This is a genomic window from Streptomyces sp. NPDC005899 (assembly GCF_040629645.1).
Lineage (GTDB): Bacteria > Actinomycetota > Actinomycetes > Streptomycetales > Streptomycetaceae > Streptomyces.
Window position 1 is genome coordinate 1 of record NZ_JBEXWB010000113.1, and the last position, 16,935, is coordinate 16,935.

Annotated in this window: 15 protein-coding genes and 1 pseudogene; 11 read left to right on the top strand and 5 right to left on the bottom strand. The window is 71.5% G+C overall.

Going from position 1 to position 16,935, the window contains the following annotated elements; genetic code table 11:
- A pseudogene (locus ABZ371_RS15340) lies at positions 1 to 310 on the bottom strand (hypothetical protein); the annotation flags it as partial.
- Positions 311 to 508: 198 nt separating this feature from the next.
- Here ABZ371_RS15340 and ABZ371_RS15345 point away from each other — a divergent pair.
- The 3 genes from ABZ371_RS15345 to ABZ371_RS15355 all read left to right on the top strand — a co-directional run bounded on the left by ABZ371_RS15345 (position 509) and on the right by ABZ371_RS15355 (position 4,674).
- Positions 509 to 1,468, top strand: coding sequence for an SCO0930 family lipoprotein (locus ABZ371_RS15345; protein ID WP_358678854.1), 960 nt, complete (start codon positions 509 to 511; stop codon positions 1,466 to 1,468).
- A gap of 216 nt (positions 1,469 to 1,684) precedes the next feature.
- A complete protein-coding gene (locus tag ABZ371_RS15350; protein WP_358678857.1) occupies positions 1,685 to 2,503 on the top strand; it encodes an SAM-dependent methyltransferase in 819 nt (272 codons plus the stop codon).
- Positions 2,500 to 4,674: an EAL domain-containing protein gene (locus ABZ371_RS15355; protein ID WP_358678860.1), complete on the top strand. Its 2,175-nt coding sequence runs from the start codon at positions 2,500 to 2,502 to the stop codon at positions 4,672 to 4,674. Before ABZ371_RS15350 ends, ABZ371_RS15355 begins: the two co-directional genes overlap by 4 nt.
- Before the next feature lie 11 nt (positions 4,675 to 4,685).
- Here the strand turns inward: ABZ371_RS15355 and ABZ371_RS15360 are convergent, their stop codons facing one another.
- Complete coding sequence (locus ABZ371_RS15360; protein WP_358678863.1) at positions 4,686 to 5,606, bottom strand: LysR substrate-binding domain-containing protein; 921 nt, start codon at positions 5,604 to 5,606, stop codon at positions 4,686 to 4,688.
- A 96-nt stretch (positions 5,607 to 5,702) separates the two neighbouring features.
- On the opposite strand from ABZ371_RS15360, the gene ABZ371_RS15365 reads away from it, so the two are divergent.
- Genes ABZ371_RS15365 through ABZ371_RS15375 form a run of 3 tightly spaced genes read left to right on the top strand, consistent with a single transcriptional unit; the run spans position 5,703 to position 9,104 of the window.
- The gene (locus ABZ371_RS15365; RefSeq protein WP_358678866.1) at positions 5,703 to 6,410 is read left to right on the top strand and encodes a succinate dehydrogenase; all 708 of its coding nucleotides are present in this window, start codon (positions 5,703 to 5,705) and stop codon (positions 6,408 to 6,410) included.
- Between the two features lies 1 nt (position 6,411).
- Positions 6,412 to 8,361 (top strand): fumarate reductase/succinate dehydrogenase flavoprotein subunit, encoded by a 1,950-nt coding sequence (locus ABZ371_RS15370; RefSeq protein ID WP_358678869.1) that lies wholly within the window; start codon positions 6,412 to 6,414, stop codon positions 8,359 to 8,361.
- Positions 8,358 to 9,104 carry a succinate dehydrogenase/fumarate reductase iron-sulfur subunit gene (locus ABZ371_RS15375; protein WP_358678871.1) on the top strand — a complete coding sequence of 249 codons (747 nt, stop codon included), beginning with the start codon at positions 8,358 to 8,360 and terminating at the stop codon, positions 9,102 to 9,104. Before ABZ371_RS15370 ends, ABZ371_RS15375 begins: the two co-directional genes overlap by 4 nt.
- Positions 9,105 to 9,149: 45 nt before the next feature.
- Here ABZ371_RS15375 and ABZ371_RS15380 read toward each other — a convergent pair whose 3' ends face one another.
- On the bottom strand, positions 9,150 to 11,573 hold the full coding sequence (locus tag ABZ371_RS15380; protein WP_358678874.1) for an excinuclease ABC subunit UvrA: 2,424 nt from the start codon (positions 11,571 to 11,573) through the stop codon (positions 9,150 to 9,152).
- A gap of 111 nt (positions 11,574 to 11,684) precedes the next feature.
- Positions 11,685 to 11,876 carry a DUF6381 family protein gene (locus ABZ371_RS15385; RefSeq protein WP_358678877.1) on the bottom strand — a complete coding sequence of 64 codons (192 nt, stop codon included), beginning with the start codon at positions 11,874 to 11,876 and terminating at the stop codon, positions 11,685 to 11,687.
- Between the two features lie 193 nt (positions 11,877 to 12,069).
- Between ABZ371_RS15385 and ABZ371_RS15390 the strand changes: the two genes are divergently transcribed.
- From ABZ371_RS15390 to ABZ371_RS15405, 4 genes are all read left to right on the top strand, one after another.
- Entirely contained in the window at positions 12,070 to 12,345 is a 276-nt protein-coding gene (locus ABZ371_RS15390; protein WP_358678880.1) for a hypothetical protein, read from the top strand.
- 105 nt (positions 12,346 to 12,450) lie between these two features.
- On the top strand, positions 12,451 to 13,251 hold the full coding sequence (locus ABZ371_RS15395) for an alpha/beta hydrolase (protein ID WP_358678883.1): 801 nt from the start codon (positions 12,451 to 12,453) through the stop codon (positions 13,249 to 13,251).
- On the top strand, positions 13,251 to 14,543 hold the full coding sequence (locus ABZ371_RS15400; RefSeq protein WP_358678886.1) for a SpoIIE family protein phosphatase: 1,293 nt from the start codon (positions 13,251 to 13,253) through the stop codon (positions 14,541 to 14,543). The genes ABZ371_RS15395 and ABZ371_RS15400 overlap by 1 nt, the downstream gene beginning before the upstream one ends.
- Before the next feature lie 46 nt (positions 14,544 to 14,589).
- Positions 14,590 to 15,078 (top strand): hypothetical protein, encoded by a 489-nt coding sequence (locus tag ABZ371_RS15405; protein ID WP_358678889.1) that lies wholly within the window; start codon positions 14,590 to 14,592, stop codon positions 15,076 to 15,078.
- A gap of 163 nt (positions 15,079 to 15,241) precedes the next feature.
- Here ABZ371_RS15405 and ABZ371_RS15410 read toward each other — a convergent pair whose 3' ends face one another.
- Positions 15,242 to 15,457, bottom strand: coding sequence for a dodecin (locus ABZ371_RS15410; RefSeq protein ID WP_358678892.1), 216 nt, complete (start codon positions 15,455 to 15,457; stop codon positions 15,242 to 15,244).
- A gap of 225 nt (positions 15,458 to 15,682) precedes the next feature.
- Here ABZ371_RS15410 and ABZ371_RS15415 point away from each other — a divergent pair.
- Positions 15,683 to 16,935: extracellular solute-binding protein (locus tag ABZ371_RS15415; protein WP_358678895.1), on the top strand; the 1,253-nt coding region annotated here is incomplete at its 3' end.

The following is a 16,935-nucleotide window of genomic DNA, read 5'->3' on the forward strand; positions in this document are numbered from 1 at the left end:
TAGTCGGGTTTTGCGCGGGGTGAGGAGGTGGGGGGCTCGCACCTGCTTGTTGGGGTGCTTGTGGCCGAGGGGCCCGGGGCGGTGCCGGCGGGGGCGGGGGTGGGGGCGGAGGAGGGGGTGGTTCGGGTGTGACGACGGCCTCGCACTCCCCGTCACCGGCGACGACGATGGACGAACCGCCGTCGCCCTCCCCGATGGAGGCGATCGCGCAGGAGTCGCCGGCCGCGGGCGCCGGTACGGCGAGCAGCCAGAGCAGTGAGGTGGCGGCCGCGAGCCGCCATATGCGTGATCCGTACACGCGGGTGATCATGGGCCCCGTCGTGACAGGACACGCGGCAAATCGGCCTGATTAGTCCGATGGTGGGGACTTCGGCCATTTCAGGTTTGCGGCCGGCCGGGAAATGTTTTACGGCGCCTTGTTGAACACGGCGGGGGCCCGCGCCCGTACCCAGGGCCATGAAAGACGCGGACCCGCGTCCCAACCGGCAGAAGGACAACGGGAGTCGACATGAATACCTGGCGGAACGCCTCGCTCGCCGTGACGACGGTGGCCCTGTTGGCGCTGACGACGGCGTGCGGTCAGGAGAACAGCCCGTCGTCCACCGGCCAGCCCGTGGGGAACGCGGCCCCCGCCCAGCAGCCCGCCGACAGCGGCTACGGGTCGGACGGCGGCTACGGGTCCGGCGCGGAGGCCGGCGCGGCGACCGCGCGGGAGGCCGGTCAGCTCGCGGTGTGGGACAGCAAGGAATTGGGCGAGGTCCTGACCGACAGTGAGGGATTCACGCTCTACCGCTTCGACAAGGACACGGCCCGGCCTCCCGCGTCGGCGTGCGAGGGCGACTGCGCGAAGACCTGGCCGGTGGTGCCCGCCGGCAACGCCACGGCCGCCGCGGGGACGGACGCGTCCTTGCTCGGCGAGGTCACCCGAAGTGACGGGACGAAGCAACTCACCGTCGCCGGCTGGCCGATGTACCGGTACGCCAAGGACACCGGCCCCGGGGAGGCGAACGGGCAGGGCGTCGGTAACACCTGGTTCGCGGCGGCACCCGACGGGAAAAAGGCGGCGGTGAACGCGGACGGGCCCGTCGGCTCGACGCCCGCGGACCTGGCCGGGCTTTCCGTCCGCAAGGACCCGGAACTCGGAGACATCGTCGTCGACAAGCGGGGAATGACCGTGTACCGCTTCAAGAAGGACTCGGCCTGGCCGATGAAGTCGGCGTGCACGGGTGACTGCCTGAAGAAGTGGCCCGTCGTCGCTCCCGTGCCGAAGAACGACGTCGAAGGTGTCACCACCAAGGGATTCGTCACCTTCGACCGGCCTGACGGTATCCAGCAGCAATCGGTCGATTGCTGGCCCGTCTACACCTTCTCCGGCGACGCGAAGCCCGGAGACACCAACGGGCAGGGCGTCGGGGGGACATGGTATGCCGTGTCGCCCGAGGCGAAGCTGGTCGGCGCGGCCGGGTAGGCTCCCGGCATGCGGCCGGAAACGGCGCCGTCGTGCCGGTCCGTCGCCACCCGTGCACACGCGGCGACGGACCGTTGCACATGCCATCGGTGTGTGACCAATAACGGATCCCTAATTTCCGTTTCCACTCGCTCTCCTGGCGGCCGGTCAGTAGCCTCTGGTCAACACTGACCATGAACATGGCCGGTTCGCCGTGGCGACTTGTTGGAGACATCGATGGAGCGTCCCGCCTGGGCACCGCAGGGCATTGACATCTCGGTGCCGAGCGTGTCTCGCATGTACGACTTCTACCTGGGCGGTTCGCACAATTTCGAGGTGGACCGGGAAGCGGCCCGCAAGGCCATGGAGTTCCTGCCGGGGCTTCCCAAGATCATGCAGGCGAACCGGGCCTTCATGCGCAGGGCCGTGCACTACGCGGCCCAGTCGGGTATCAGCCAGTTCCTGGACATCGGCTCCGGAATACCCACGTTCGGCAACGTCCACGAAGTGGCCCAGGCGGCCGACCCGGAGGCGAGGATCGCCTACGTCGACCACGACCCGGTCGCCGTCGCACACAGCCAGGCGGTCCTCGAGGGCAACGAGCGGACCGTGGTCGCCGCCGCGGACCTGCGCAAGCCCCGTGAGATCCTGGACAATCCCGAGATCCGCGGACTCCTCGACCTGGACAGGCCCGTGGCACTGCTGCTCGTGGCGGTGCTCCACTTCATCGAGGACGCCGACGACCCCTACGCGGCTGTGGCCGAGCTGCGGGAGGCGCTGGCCCCCGGCAGCCTGCTCATCCTGACCCACGCCTCGTACGAGGGCATCCCGCTCCCGCAGGAGGAGGCGGGCGGGGCGGTCGGCGTCTACCGCGACATCCGCAATCCGCTCGTCATGCGGTCGCCCGCGGAGATCGGCCGCTTCTTCGAGGGGTACGAGATGGTCGAGCCCGGGCTCGTCTCCATGCCCGACTGGCGCCCCGAGTCCCCCGAGGGGCGGGCCCAGGAAGACCCGTTCGCCTTCTCGGGCTTCGCCGGGGTCGGGCGCAAGGCGTGAGCATTCCCGCCCAGGCGTCCGGCGCGCCGGACGCGGAGCCGGACGGTCCCGAGGGGAGGCTCCGGAGATTCGCGACCATCTGGAGCCGAGCCATCTTCCCGTCCACCGCCACCTCGATGACCCGCCCGGAGTTCGAACGGCATCTCCTGCCGCTGGCCCGGGAGCTCGACACCATCCTGCACGCACGGCCCTTCGACGCGTCGCCCGCCCACCGGGTGGGAGGCGCACTGGTGGCCGCCCACTGCACGGACCCCGACGCCCTGAGTTCCACGCTCGGCGTCATAGATTCCTACCTCGTGCTCTACTGCGGCGGCAACGGGCCGGTGGAGCTGTCGACCGAGGACAGCCGGGCCCGGTGCGCGCGCATCCAGCACGCGTTCGCCGGCGGTTTCACCCAGGCGCTGCGCGAGAGGACCCTCGCCGAACAGGAGGCCATCGCCCGCTCGGCACTCGCCGCGCGCTCGCACGCCGAACAGGCCCTGCACGCGACGGAGGCGCGCTTCCGCGCCGTGTTCCAGGACGCCGCCGTGGGAATCGGCATAGCCGACCTCGACGGCAACATCCTGGAGATCAACGACACCCTCACCCGGATGTTCGGCGGGCTGGAGCACCACGTCCGCAGCCACAAGGTGAACGAGTGGGTGCACCCCGAGGACTCGCCGCACGTCTGGAAGTACTACGAGGAGCTCGTCCGCGGGGAGCGCGAGCACTACAGCGTCGAGAAGCCGTACTACCGCAACGACGGCACGGTGCTGTGGACCAACCTCACGGTGTCGCTGCTGCGGGACGCGGACGGGCGGCCGGAGTACCAGCTCGCCCTCATGGAGGACACCACCGAACGGCGGCTGCTCAACCTGCGGCTGCGCTACGAGGCGACCCACGACGCGCTCACCGGACTGCCCAACCGCACCCTGTTCTTCGAGCGCCTGGAGAAGGCCCTCGCACCGAGGCAGGGCATGCGCTTCGGTCTCTGCTACCTCGACCTCGACGGCTTCAAGGCGATCAACGACAGCCTGGGCCACGCGGCCGGCGACCGGCTCCTGGTCGAGGTCGCCGACCGGTTGCAGAGCTGTGCGACCGCTCCCGGCGAGATGGTCGCACGGCTCGGCGGGGACGAGTTCGTGGCCCTGACGACAGGCCCCCGCACCGAGGAGGAGGTCGACGAGCTGGCCGGCCGCATCCTCTCCGCGCTCGCCACCCCGATCCGCCTGGACGGACGCGAGCTGACCGTACGCGGATCCATCGGTGTCGTCGAAGGGCCCTCCGGTGAACGCACCGCCGCCGAGGTGCTGCGCAGCGCGGACATCACGATGTACCGGGCCAAGGCGGCGGGCGGCAACCGGTTCGCCATCGCCGACGCCGAGGCGGACGCCCGCGCCATCACCCGGCACGGGCTGACGACCGCCCTGCCCACGGCACTGGACCGCGGTGAGTTCTTCATCGAGTACCAGCCGCTGGTGCACCTGCACGACGGGAGCGTGCACGGTGCGGAGGCGCTGGTGCGCTGGTGCCACCCGCAGCACGGTGTCCTGGGGCCGGACCGCTTCATCCCCCTCGCCGAGCACACCGGGATCATCGTGCCGCTCGGGCGCTGGGTGCTGGAGGAGTCCGTCCGGCAGGCGAACTTCTGGCAGGAGCGGCACACCGACGGAGGCCCGCTGCGCATCAACGTCAACCTCTCGCCGGCCCAGCTCCACCATCCCAGACTGGTCGCCGAGACCGTCGACGTGCTGGAACGCTCCGGGCTGGAACCGGGGGCGCTCTGCCTGGAGGTCACCGAGTCCGCGCTGATCGGCGCCGACGACGACCTGCTCAAGCCCCTGCGGCAGCTGGCCGAGATGGGTGTCGACATCGCGCTCGACGACTTCGGGACGGGTTACTCGAACCTGGCGAACCTGCGGCGGCTGCCGGTGAGCGTGCTCAAGCTGGACCGTTCCTTCACGCAGGGCATGCAGCACCACCCGGCGGACCCGGTGGACCTCAAGATCGTCGAGGGCATCGTCTCGCTCGCCCACAGCCTGGACCTCGCGGTCACCGTGGAGGGCGTGGAGACCGGTGCCCAGGCCGAACAGCTGAGGCAGCTCGGCTGCGACACCGCGCAGGGCTGGTACTACGCCAGGCCCGGCGCACCGGACCGCATCCACTCGCTGCTGCTGGCGGACGCGGTCTGACGGGGCCTGCCTCAGCCGCCGGGGACGGCGGCGGCCGGGGCGCCGGGCGGCCCCGCGCCGAGGAGCATGCGCTGCAGCTCGCGCGCCGCGCGCGGCGGTTCGACGTCGCTGCGGTGCGCGAGGGCGATCGTGCGCCGCAGACCCGGTGCGGCGAGCGGGGTCGTCCGCAGGTCCGGGCCGGCGCGTACGGCGACCATGCGGGGCACCACCGCGACGCCGAGCCCGGCCCGGACGAAACCCAGCACGGCGTCCATCTCGCCCCCCTCCACCGTGAACGAGGGCTCGAAGCCCTCGGCGCGGCACGCGGCCACGGTCAGTTCCCGCAGGTCGTAGCCGTGCCGGAACATCACCAGCGGCTCGTTCTCCAGGTCGGCGACGTGTACGGCGCCCCGGCGCCCGGGGGCGGGTCGGGCCGTCGCGGACACCACCACCAGATCCTCCTGCAAGAGTTCGACCGTGGTCAGGGCGGGTGAGGCGGCGGGGAGCGGCAGGACGACGAGCGCGAGGTCCAGGGCGCCCCGCGCCAGCTCCCGCACGAGATCGTGCGATCCACCCTCCTCGATCAGAAGCCGGATGCCCGGGTGCGCGCCGTGGAAGGCCCGCAGCACGTCGGGCAACAGGCCGGTGCAGACGCTCGGGGTGGCGCCCAGTCTGATCCTTCCCCGGCGCAGCTGGACCAGCTCCTGCACCTCGTGCCGCGCGGTGTCGGCGTCGGCCAGGATGCGGCGGGCCAGGGGCAGGAGGGCCTCGCCGGCGTCGGTCAGGGTGATGTTTCCCCGCGCCCGGCTGAAGAGCGCGGCGCCCAGCTCGCCCTCCAGAGCCTTGACCTGCTGGGAGAGGGAGGGCTGCGACACGTGCACCTGTTCCGCGGCCCGGGTGAAGTGCCGGGCCTCGGCCACGGCCACGAAGTAGGCGAGCTGCTGGAAGTGCATGTTCCGACGATAACGAGCATGCATAGGGGTTGCCTATGGACTTCACTGATCTCATGTCTTGGACTTATGCTGCGGCTCGCCCTTAGCGTCGTCCGCATGGCACTGGCAACGCGGACGGGCCGACGGCCGTCCATGACGCGTACGCTCTGGGACTCGTCCGTCGGCAAGAAGACGATCATGGCCGTGAGCGGCCTGGTCATGCTCGGCTACCTGGTCGCGCACATGCTGGGCAACCTGAAGATCTTCTTCGGGCCGGGCGAGTTCAACCACTACGCACACTGGCTCCGCACCCTCGGGGAGCCCTTCCTGCACCACGAGTGGGCACTCTGGATCGTCCGCCTGGTACTCGTCGCTGCCGTCGTGCTCCACGCGGTCTGCGCCTGCCAGCTGAGCCGCCGGGACCTCAGGGCCCGCCCCACGGCGTACGTCCACAAGAAGCGGCGCGCCACCTACGCCACCCGGACCATGCGCTACGGCGGCGTCATCCTCGCGCTGTTCATCGTGTGGCACATCCTCGACCTGACGACGGGCACCGCCCATCCCGGTGGCTTCCAGCCCGGGCACCCCTACCAGAACGTGCTCGACACCTTCTCCACCTGGTACGGCAACACCGTCTACATCGTCGCGGTGCTGGCCCTCGGCCTGCACGTCCGGCACGGACTCTGGAGCGCGGCCCAGACCCTCGGCGTGGGCGACGCGACCCGCGACCGCGTACTCAGGATTCTCGCCACTGGCCTCGCAGTGGTGCTGACGGCCGGCTTCGTCTCGGTGCCCGTCGCCGTCATGACAGGAGTGGTGAGCTGACATGAGCGAGTACACGAACTACCGGACCGGCGAGCCCGTCGCCGACACCAAGGCGCCCGGAGGCCCCGTCGCCGAACGCTGGGACACCCGGCGCTTCGAGGCGAAGCTGGTCAACCCCGCCAACCGCCGCAAGCACACCGTCATCGTCGTCGGCACCGGACTCGCCGGCGGATCGGCCGGTGCGACCCTCGCCGAACAGGGCTACCACGTCGTCCAGTTCTGCTTCCAGGACTCGCCCCGCCGCGCCCACTCCGTCGCCGCGCAGGGCGGCATCAACGCGGCCAAGAACTACCGCAACGACGGCGACTCGGTGCACCGCCTCTTCTACGACACGGTCAAGGGCGGCGACTTCCGCGCCCGCGAGTCCAACGTCCACCGCCTGGCCCAGATCTCCGTGGAGATCATCGACCAGTGCGTCGCCCAGGGCGTCCCCTTCGCCCGCGAGTACGGTGGCCTCCTGGACAACCGCTCCTTCGGCGGCGTCCAGGTCTCCCGCACCTTCTACGCCCGCGGCCAGACCGGGCAGCAGCTCCTCCTCGGCGCCTACCAGGCGCTCTCCCGCCAGATCGCCGCGGGCAACGTCGAACTCCACGCCCGCACGGAGATGCTCGACCTCATCGTCGTCGACGGCAGGGCCCGCGGCATCGTGGCCCGCGACCTCGTCACCGGCAGGATCGACACGTACTTCGCGGACGCGGTCGTCCTGGCCAGCGGTGGCTACGGCAACGTCTTCCACCTGTCGACGAACGCCATGAACTCCAACGCCACCGCGATCTGGCGGGCCCACCGCCGGGGTGCCTACTTCGCGAACCCCTGCTTCACCCAGATCCACCCCACCTGCATCCCGCGCACCGGCGACCACCAGTCGAAGCTGACGCTGATGAGCGAGTCGCTGCGCAACGACGGCCGCATCTGGGTCCCCAGGGCCAAGGGCGACCGGCGGCCGGCCGGCGAGATCCCCGAGGAGGAGCGTGACTACTACCTGGAGCGCCTCTACCCGGCCTTCGGAAACCTGGTGCCCCGCGACATCGCCTCCCGCGCGGCGAAGAACGTCTGTGACGAAGGCCGCGGTGTCGGCCCCGGAGGGCAGGGCGTCTACCTCGACTTCGCCGAGGCCATCGCCCGCATGGGCAGGAGGAAGGTCGAGGAGAAGTACGGCAACCTCTTCGACATGTACGCGCAGATCACCGCGGAGGACCCGTACGAGACGCCGATGCGCATCTACCCGGCCGTGCACTACACGATGGGCGGGCTGTGGGTCGACTACGACCTCCAGACCACCGTCCCGGGGCTCTTCGCGATCGGGGAGGCCAACTTCTCCGACCACGGAGCCAACCGCCTCGGTGCCTCCGCCCTGATGCAGGGCCTCGCCGACGGCTACTTCGTCCTCCCGTCCACCGTCAACGACTACCTCGCCCGCCACCCGCACAGCGAGCCGATCGACGCCGGCCACCCGGCGGTCGCCGAGGCCGTCGCCGAGACCGAGGACCGTCTCCACCTCCTCCTCGCCGTCGACGGGGACCGCACACCCGACTCCTTCCACCGCGAGATCGGGCAACTCATGTGGGAGTTCTGCGGCATGGCCCGGACCGAGGAGGGGCTGCGCACGGCCCTGGACCGCATCCCGCGCATCCGTGAGGAGTTCTGGCGGCGCGTCAAGGTGCCCGGCACCGGCGAGCAGCTCAACCAGTCGCTGGAGAAGGCGAACCGCGTCGTCGACTACCTGGAACTCGCCGAGCTGATGTGCCTCGACGCGCTGCACCGCGCCGAGTCGTGCGGCGGCCACTTCCGTGAGGAGTACCGGACCCCGGACGGCGAGGCCGCCCGCAGGGACGAGGAGTTCTCCTACGCGGCCGCCTGGGAGTTCAGCGCCGCCGGTGACGCCCCCGTCCTGCACAAGGAAGACCTCGTCTTCGAGTACGTCCACCCCACCCAGCGGAGCTACGCATGAAGCTCACCCTGCGCGTATGGCGCCAGCCGAACGCCGAGGCGCCCGGCGCCATGGCCACCTACGAAGTCGACGGCATCTCCCAGGACATGTCCTTCCTGGAGATGCTCGACACCCTCAACGAGGAGCTCATCCTCGGCGGGGAGGAGCCCGTCGCCTTCGACCACGACTGCCGTGAGGGCATCTGCGGCGCCTGCAGCCTCGTCATCAACGGCGATGCCCACGGGCCCGGACGCACCACCACCTGCCAGCTCCACATGCGGGCCTTCCAGGACGGCGACACGATCGACGTCGAACCGTGGCGCGCCTCGGCCTTCCCCGTCGTCAAGGACCTCGTCGTCGACCGGTCGGCCTTCGACCGGATCATCGGATCCGGCGGGTACATCTCCGCACCCACCGGAACGGCACCCGACGCGCACGCCACCCCCGTGCCCAAGCCGGACGCCGACTTCGCCTTCGAGCACGCCGAGTGCATCGGCTGCGGCGCCTGCGTCGCGGCCTGCCCCAACGGGTCGGCGATGCTGTTCACCTCGGCGAAGGTCAACCACCTCAACGTGCTCCCGCAGGGCGCGCCCGAGCGTGAGACCCGGGTGCTCGACATGGTCGCCACGATGGACGAGGAGGGCTTCGGCGGCTGCACCCTGGCCGGCGAGTGCGCCACGGCCTGCCCCAAGGGCATCCCGCTGCCGTCGATCACGGCGATGAACAAGGAGTGGCTGAGGGCGGCCCGCAAGGTACGCCGCTGACCCGGGGCGGCCGGACGGCGAGGCGGTGACCGGCGGCGCCGGGTCTCACCCCGCCCGCAGAGCCCTGGCCAGATAGGACGCCGTGAGGCTCCCCGCCGCCCGCGCCACCTGCGACGGGGAGCCCGTGGCGACGATCCGGCCGCCCCGGTCCCCGCCGCCCGGCCCCATGTCGATCACGTGGTCGGCGCCCGCCACGACCGCCATGTCGTGCTCCACGGCCACCACGGTGTCGCCCGCGTCGACCAGGCCGTGCAGCTGCCGCATCAGCACCTCCACGTCGGCCGGATGCAGGCCCGTCGTCGGCTCGTCCAGGAGGTACACGGTGTGCCCCCGCCGGACGCGCTGCAGCTCCGTGGCCAGCTTGATGCGCTGCGCCTCCCCGCCCGACAGTTCCGTCGCCGGCTGGCCGAGCCGCAGATAGCCCAGGCCCACGTCGAGCAGGGCCCGCAGGCTGCGCTCCGCCGCCGGCGTGCCGGCCAGGAATTCGGCAGCCGCCTCCACCGTCAGGTCCAGCACCTCGGCAATCGTCAGTCCGCGCAGGGTGACCTCCAGGGTGCCGGGGTTGTAGCGCGCACCGTGGCAGTCCGGGCAGGGGGCGTACGTACTGGGCAGGAAGAGCAGTTCCACGGAGACGAACCCCTCGCCCTGGCAGGTCTCGCACCGTCCGCCCGCCACGTTGAACGAGAAGCGTCCCGCCCGGTACCCCCGCTCCCGTGCCGCCTCCGTGCCGGCGAACAGCTTGCGGACGACGTCGAAGAGGCCGGTGTAGGTGGCCAGGTTGGACCTGGGCGTACGGCCGATGGGCCTCTGGTCCACCTGCACGAGCCGGTCCACCGCGTCCAGCCCCCGCGCCGACGCGCAGCCGTGCGCCACCGGCGCACCGGGTTCGGGCGCGGCGTCCGCGGTCCGCCGGCCGGCCAGCACCCCCGCCAGGACCTGGCCGACCAGCGTCGACTTGCCCGACCCGGAGACCCCCGTGACGGCGGTCAGCACACCGAGCGGGAAGGAGGCGTCGACACCGCGCACGTTGTGCCGGTCGACCCCGTGCAGCACGATCCAGCCGGCCGGGCTGCGCGGCTCACGTGCCGGCGGCGGCTCCCCGGCGAACAGGAACCGGCGGGTCGCGGACCCCGCCACCGCGGCGAGCCCTTCCGGAGGTCCGCTGTGCAGCACCCGCCCCCCGTGCTCGCCCGCGAGCGGGCCCACGTCCACCAGCCAGTCCGCCTGCCGCACCACGTCCATCTGGTGCTCCACCACGAAGACGGAGTTCCCCGCCTCGCGGAGCCGCCGAAGGACGGAGAGCAGGGCCTCGGTGTCCGCGGGATGGAGACCGGCCGACGGCTCGTCGAGCACGTAGACGACACCGAACAGTCCCGACCGCAGCTGCGTGGCGAGCCGCAGCCGCTGCAACTCGCCGGAGGACAGCGTCGGGGCCGTACGGTCGAGGCTGAGGTAGCCGAGGCCCAGCTCCGACACGGGCTCGATGCGGGCGAGCAGGTCGGCCGTCAGCACGCGTGCCGTGCCGTCACCGCCGGCCGCACGGAGCACCTCGGTCAGGGACGTGAGGGGAAGCGCGACGAGGTCGGCGATCGTCCGGCCGGCGAAGGTCACCGCCATCGCCTCCGGCCGCAACCGGCTGCCGCGGCACACCGGGCACGGCTCGCCGGTCAGGAACCGCTCCGCCTTCGCCCGCAGGGCGCGACTGCGGGAATCGGCGAACGTGTGCATCACATAGCGCCGCGCACTCATGTACGTGCCCTGGTAAGGACGCTGGATCCGGCCCGCGTCACGCACCGGGTGGACCGTGACGACCGGCTGCTCGTCGGTGAACAGGATCCACTCCCGGGCCCGCGGATCGAGCTCCCGCCACGGCCGGTCCACGTCGTGGCCGAGCGCGTCCAGCACGTCGCGGAGGTTCTTTCCCTGCCAGGCACCGGGCCAGGCCGCGATCGCCCCCTCCCGGATCGACAGCGACGGGTCGGGAACGAGGAGTTCCTCGGTCGTGCGGTGAACCGTCCCGAGCCCGTGGCACTCCGGGCAGGCCCCGGCCGCCGTGTTCGGCGAGAAGGCGTCGGAGTCGAGCCGTTCGGCACCGGCCGGATAGTCGCCCGCGCGCGAGAACAGCATGCGCAGCGAGTTGGACAGGGTGGTGACCGTCCCGACCGAGGACCGCGACCCCGGTGCCGACCGGCGCTGCTCCAGGGACACGGCCGGCGGGAGGCCGGTGATCTCACCGACGGCCGGGGCCCCGACCTGGTGGATCAGCCTGCGCGCGTAAGGGGCGACCGACTCGAAGTAGCGGCGCTGAGCCTCCGCGTAGATCGTCCCGAACGCCAGTGAGGACTTGCCCGACCCCGAGACGCCCGTGAAGACGGTGAGGGTGTCGCGCGGGATGTCGACGTCCACCGAGCGGAGGTTGTGCTCGCGGGCGCCACGTACCCGGACGTACGGATCGTGTGGGGTGGGCATGGCAGGGACGGCTCCGTGCTGGTCGGCGGCGGACATGGCTGTGCCGGTGATCCTGCCGCATCCTCGCCCGCGGGGGATCACCGGCGGGCGGGTGCCCGGGACGGTGGGGGTCTACACCATCGGGTCCATGCCCCGGCTCCCGATACCGCTCTCCTGCTCGCTCTGCTCGCGCAGGCGGCGCGCCTTGTCCTGGAGCCTGCGGCGCTGCTCCGGGTCGGTGGCGCGCTCCGCGGCCTCCTTCAGCTCCTGGGCCTTGGCCCGCATCTGCTGGGCACGGCCGCCCGACTCACCTGCGACGCTCATGATCACTCCTGGCTCTGTGCGGAAGCGGACAGGATCAGCGAAGCAGTGCCACGGGCCCCGTGCATCTCGAACGGCCACCCAGCGTGATCGGCACGGTCGTACTCGGGTACGCGCCGCGGGGCGAGCGGTTCGTCCGGTGCGCGAGGGGTACCCGAGTGGCGACCACAGCCCGCCACGGAACAGGAGGAAGACCATGAGTGAGCGCCGGGGGCAGGGAGCCGCGGACACGGGCGGGGAAGGTTCCGCACCGCCCCTGCCCAGGGACATGCCCGATCAGCAGGTGCAGGACGGCGAAGACCCGCTCGACGTGCCCGTCCTGCCCGGGACACCGGGGCAGGGGGCGGCGGACGGTGACGGGGACGACCGTGGGGAACTGCCGGACCTGGACGAGTCCGGGGCCGGCCGTGACGAGGCGAGGCAGGCCGGTGTCCACCCCGAGCAGCCCACGCCGGACGAGTCGTCCGGCTGAGGGGAGCCGGGGGACCGGAGGCTCCGGCTCGACGGCCCCCCGGGGCCTCCGGCCGCCCGCCCCCGGCGGCGAGCCGCCCCGCCGCCGGGGTGTCAGGATTGGAGCATGGACGTACGGCGCAGGAACCGGGTGACGGTGACGGGCCGCGAGGACGGTCCGGTGGTCGTGCTCGCCCATGGCTTCGGATGCGACCAGACCATGTGGCGTCTGGTGACTCCGCTGCTGGAGGACCGCTTCCGGGTCGTCGTCTTCGACCACGTGGGAGCGGGAGGCTCGGACGTCTCGGCATGGGATCCGGAGAAGTACTCCTCGGTGGAGGGTTACGCGCGGGATGTCGTGGAGGTCTGCCGCGAGTTCTCGTCCGCGCCCGTGACCTTCGTGGGCCACTCGGTCAGCTCCATGATGGGGGTGGTCGCGTCGGTCAGGGAGCCGAACCTCTTCGACCGCCTGGTCCTCCTCACCCCCTCGCCGCGCTACATCGACGACGCCGGGTACCGGGGCGGGTTCAGCGCGGCGGACATCGAGGAACTCATGGACTCGCTGGAGAGCAACTATCTGGGGTGGTCCGCGGCGATGGCCCCGGTGATCATGGGGAACCCGGAGCGCCCGGAACTCGGCGAGGAACTCACGAACAGCTTCTGCCGGACCGATCCGGAGATCGCGCGGGTGTTCGCCCGGACGACGTTTCTCTCCGACAACCGGGCCGACCTGTCCGGCGTGACGGTCCCGTGTCTGGTCGTGCAATGTGCGCGCGACGCCATCGCCCCGCCCGAGGTCGGCGCTTTCGTGCACGAGCGGATCCCGGGCAGTCGGCTGGTCACGCTGGACGCGACGGGCCACTGTCCCCAGCTGAGCGCCCCGCGGGCCACCGCGCACGCCATCGCCTCCTTCGTCCTGGAACGCTGATGGGCGGACCGGAGGCCGACGGAGCCGTTGCGGGCCGGGCCGGCGAGGATGCCGGCCCGGACCAGCGGGCGCTCGCGGCCCTGCTCGGTGACAGCGCGGAGGACCTGTACGAGAACGCGCCGTGCGGATACCTCTCCACCCTGCCGGACGGCCGGATCGTCAAGGTGAACGCCACCCTCCTCAGATGGCTCGGCCGGCGGCGCGAGGAACTGGTGGGCCGCATGCGGTTCTCCGACCTCCTCACCGTCGGTGGCAGGCTCTACCACGAGACGCACTTCGCCCCGCTGCTCAGCATGCAGGGCGAGGTGGGCGGGATCGCCCTCGACCTGGTGGCCGCCGACGGCGGGGTGCTGCCCGTCCTGGTCACGTCGGCCGTCCGGACCGGTACCGACGGTGAGCCGCTGCTGGTCCGCACCACCCTCCTGGACGCCCGCGACCGGCGTTCCTACGAGCGCGAGCTGCTGCGGGCCCGGCGGGAGGCCGAGCACGAACGCGCACGCCTGCAGCGCCTCGCGGCCACCCTGCAGCGTTCGCTGCTGCCACCCGTACTCGAGTCCGTGCCCGGCCTGGACGTGGCCGCGCACTACCACATCGCCTCGTCCGACGAGGTGGGCGGCGACTTCTACGACCTCTTCCCCCTGGCCGCCGGCCGCTGGGGGTTCTTCCTCGGAGACGTCCGGGGCAAGGGCGCCGCCGCGGCGGCGGTGACGTCCCTGGCCCGTTACACCCTGCGCGCGGCCGCCGTGTACGACCGCGACCCCGCCATGGTCCTCAGCGCTCTCAACACCATGCTCACCCAGGAGGAGTACCAGGACGAGGAGCCCCGCTTCTGCACCGCGATCTTCGGTCTGCTGGCGCCCGACCGCGAGGACGGGGGTTTCCGGGTCGCACTGGCGAGCGGCGGACATCCGCCGGCCGTGCTGCTGCGTGCCGACGGGAGCGCCGACTTCCTCCCGACCCCGGGCGGCCAGCTGATCGGCGTGCTCCCGGACGCGCACTTCGCCGGTACCGCCGTGCACCTGGGCCTCGGTGACACGTTGCTGCTCTACACGGACGGGCTGACCGAGGCGAAGACCACGACGGGCGACGGTCGGTACGGGGACGACGCGCTCCTGGAGTTCGTACGGGCTCTGGCGCCCACCTCGGCTCCCGCCACGATCGAGGCCCTGACCGGACTCCTGGACTCCCTCGGGCAGGGCCTCGACGACGACACGGCCCTCCTGGCGCTCGGCGTCCCCGGTCTCCCCGGATGCGGCGCGGACGACGCGAGCTCCGGTCAGGCGAAGCCGTGAGGCGGGCCACCTCCGCGGCGGGGCGCCCGTCTCCCGGGGAGGGGGCGTGAGAGACGGCGCCCGGCCGCTGGCCGTGTTCGACCTGGACGGGACGCTTTCGGACGCCGGCCACCGGCAGCACTTCCTGGAGGGGCGCCGACGGGACTGGGCCGGGTTCTTCGCCGCGGCGGCCGACGACCCGCCCCTGGCCCGAGGGGTGGCTCTGGCCCTGGAGAGCGCCGAGGAGTGCGAGATCGTGTACCTCACCGGCCGGCCGGAGCGCTGCCGCCGGGACTCACTGGCCTGGCTGGAGCGGCACGGACTGCCGCGCGGCCGGCTCTTCATGCGGCGCGACGCCGACCGGCGGCCGGCCCGCTACACCAAGATCGAGGTGTTGGAGCGGCTGGGCCGGGGGCGCGAGGTGCGGGTTCTCGTCGACGACGACGAACTGGTCTGCGACGCCGCCGAGCGGGCCGGGTTCCGGGTGGTGCGTGCCCGGTGGGCCGCTGCCGCTCCTGCGCTGAAGGACGCGCAGGAGCGCGAGGGGCGTACCTGACCGGAGCGGGAGCGCGAGGGGCGTACCCGACCGGTGACCGTCGTCCCGCCCGGACGGGCGGCCGAGGCGCTGCTGCCCGTGTGCCGGACGAGCCCGCCGGACCTGCCCGTGTACCGCGCGCCCGGGTGTCAGGCGTTCCCGCGCGGGAGGCGCCCTCGCCGCGTCAGGCCCTCTCGTCCAGCCGGAAGCCGACCTTCAGGCCCACCTGGAAGTGGGCGATCCGGCCATCCTCGATATGGCCGCGTACTTGCGTCATCTCGAACCAGTCGAGATTGTGCAACGTTTCCGAGGCTCTCGCGACGCCGTTCCGGATCGCCGCGTCCAGGCCCTCCTCGGAGGATCCTACGATTTCGGTGACCCGATAAGTGTGGTTAGACATCAGATGTCTCCTTTCGTGGTTCCACGGTGCCCTACTCCGAGGCCGCACGCGAGGCGCCACGAACTGTCGGAGGAAGCCCCGCGGGCGGAGATCGGGACGGAACGGACCTTGACCTGATGATTGGTCCATACCAAACTTCCAGCCACACGCCCGTGCGAGCCACGCCCGCAGCCCCCCACCCGGGTCCTGTTCTCCCGTCGTGCCGTTTCGCAGAAGGTGACCCTCGTGAAGATCCGCATACTGGCCGGAGCCCTCGCGCTCGTTTCCTCCGTCGTGCTGGGCGGCTGCGGTTATCTCCCCGGAGGGGGCGACGACAGCCGCACGGTCACGGTGTGGCTGATGAAAGGCAGCGTCTCCCAGGACTTCCTCGACCGTTTCACCGAGTCCTACGAGGAGGAACACCCCTCGGTGAAGTTGGAGTTCGTCATCCAGGAATGGGGCGGTATCGGGCCCAAGGTCATGAAGACCATCAAGGGCGACGACGCCCCGGACGTCATCGAGGTCGGCAACACCCAGGTCGCCCAGTACGCCGACAGCGGCCGACTGCGCGACCTCACGCTGGAGGCGATGCGCGACCTGGGCGGCGAGGACTGGCTCCCGGGACTCGCGGAGCCGGGCAGCGTCAACGGCGGGCAGTACGGCATTCCCTGGTACGCCGCCAACCGGGTGGTGATCTACAACAAGGACCTCTTCGAGCAGGCCGGCATCACCACTCCTCCCCGGACCCGCGAGGAGTGGATCGAGACGACGGACAAGCTGAACTCCCGGGACCGGCAGGGCATCTACCTCGCCGGTCAGAACTGGTACGTCCTCGCCGGCTTCGTCTGGGACGAGGGCGGGGAGCTGGCCGACGAGAGCAGCGGGGACTGGGAGGGCGCCCTCCACTCGCCCGCCGCCCTCAAGGGCATGGACTTCTACAAGCGGCTCCAGGCACTCGGGAACGGCCCCAAGGACGCCGACGAGCAGACGCCGCCCGAGACCGACGTGTTCGCCAAGGGCGACGTCGCGCAGATCATCGCGATCCCCGGCAGCGCCGCCCTCATCGAGCAGCGCAACCCCGGGCTCAAGGGCAAGCTCGGCTTCTTCCCCGTTCCCGGGAAGACCGCCGGTGAGCCGGGGGCCGTCTTCACGGGTGGCTCGGACCTCATCGTCCCCGAACACGCCGAACAGCGCGGCGAAGGCATCGAGGTCGTCACGGCGCTGGCGAGCGAGCGGTGGCAGACGGAGCTCGCCAAGGCGATGAGTTACGTACCCAACAAGCCCGCACTCGCCCGTGTCGTCGAAGGCCAGGAGGGGACGGCCGCGATGGCCGAGGGCGCCACCCGGGGCCGCGCCACACCCAACTCCCCGCACTGGGCCGCCGTCGAGGCGGACAACCCGATCAAGCCGTACATGACCGCGGTGCTGGAGGGCGCCGACCCGCTGACGGAGGCGAGGAAGGCGTCCGACCGCATCACCCACCAGCTCATCTCCGGCTG

Excerpts from the sequence above, each read along its gene's own strand:
- ABZ371_RS15370 (WP_358678869.1), top strand. The coding sequence starts at position 6,412 with ATGAGCGAGTACACGAACTACCGGACCGGCGAGCCCGTCGCCGACACC.
- ABZ371_RS15350 (WP_358678857.1), top strand. The coding sequence starts at position 1,685 with ATGGAGCGTCCCGCCTGGGCACCGCAGGGCATTGACATCTCGGTGCCG.
- ABZ371_RS15410 (WP_358678892.1), bottom strand. The coding sequence starts at position 15,457 with ATGTCTAACCACACTTATCGGGTCACCGAAATCGTAGGATCCTCCGAG.
- ABZ371_RS15395 (WP_358678883.1), top strand. The coding sequence starts at position 12,451 with ATGGACGTACGGCGCAGGAACCGGGTGACGGTGACGGGCCGCGAGGAC.
- ABZ371_RS15400 (WP_358678886.1), top strand. The coding sequence starts at position 13,251 with ATGGGCGGACCGGAGGCCGACGGAGCCGTTGCGGGCCGGGCCGGCGAG.
- ABZ371_RS15390 (WP_358678880.1), top strand. The coding sequence starts at position 12,070 with ATGAGTGAGCGCCGGGGGCAGGGAGCCGCGGACACGGGCGGGGAAGGT.
- ABZ371_RS15385 (WP_358678877.1), bottom strand. The coding sequence starts at position 11,876 with ATGAGCGTCGCAGGTGAGTCGGGCGGCCGTGCCCAGCAGATGCGGGCC.
- ABZ371_RS15365 (WP_358678866.1), top strand. The coding sequence starts at position 5,703 with ATGGCACTGGCAACGCGGACGGGCCGACGGCCGTCCATGACGCGTACG.
- ABZ371_RS15380 (WP_358678874.1), bottom strand. The coding sequence starts at position 11,573 with ATGCCCACCCCACACGATCCGTACGTCCGGGTACGTGGCGCCCGCGAG.
- ABZ371_RS15345 (WP_358678854.1), top strand. The coding sequence starts at position 509 with ATGAATACCTGGCGGAACGCCTCGCTCGCCGTGACGACGGTGGCCCTG.
- ABZ371_RS15375 (WP_358678871.1), top strand. The coding sequence starts at position 8,358 with ATGAAGCTCACCCTGCGCGTATGGCGCCAGCCGAACGCCGAGGCGCCC.
- ABZ371_RS15360 (WP_358678863.1), bottom strand. The coding sequence starts at position 5,606 with ATGCACTTCCAGCAGCTCGCCTACTTCGTGGCCGTGGCCGAGGCCCGG.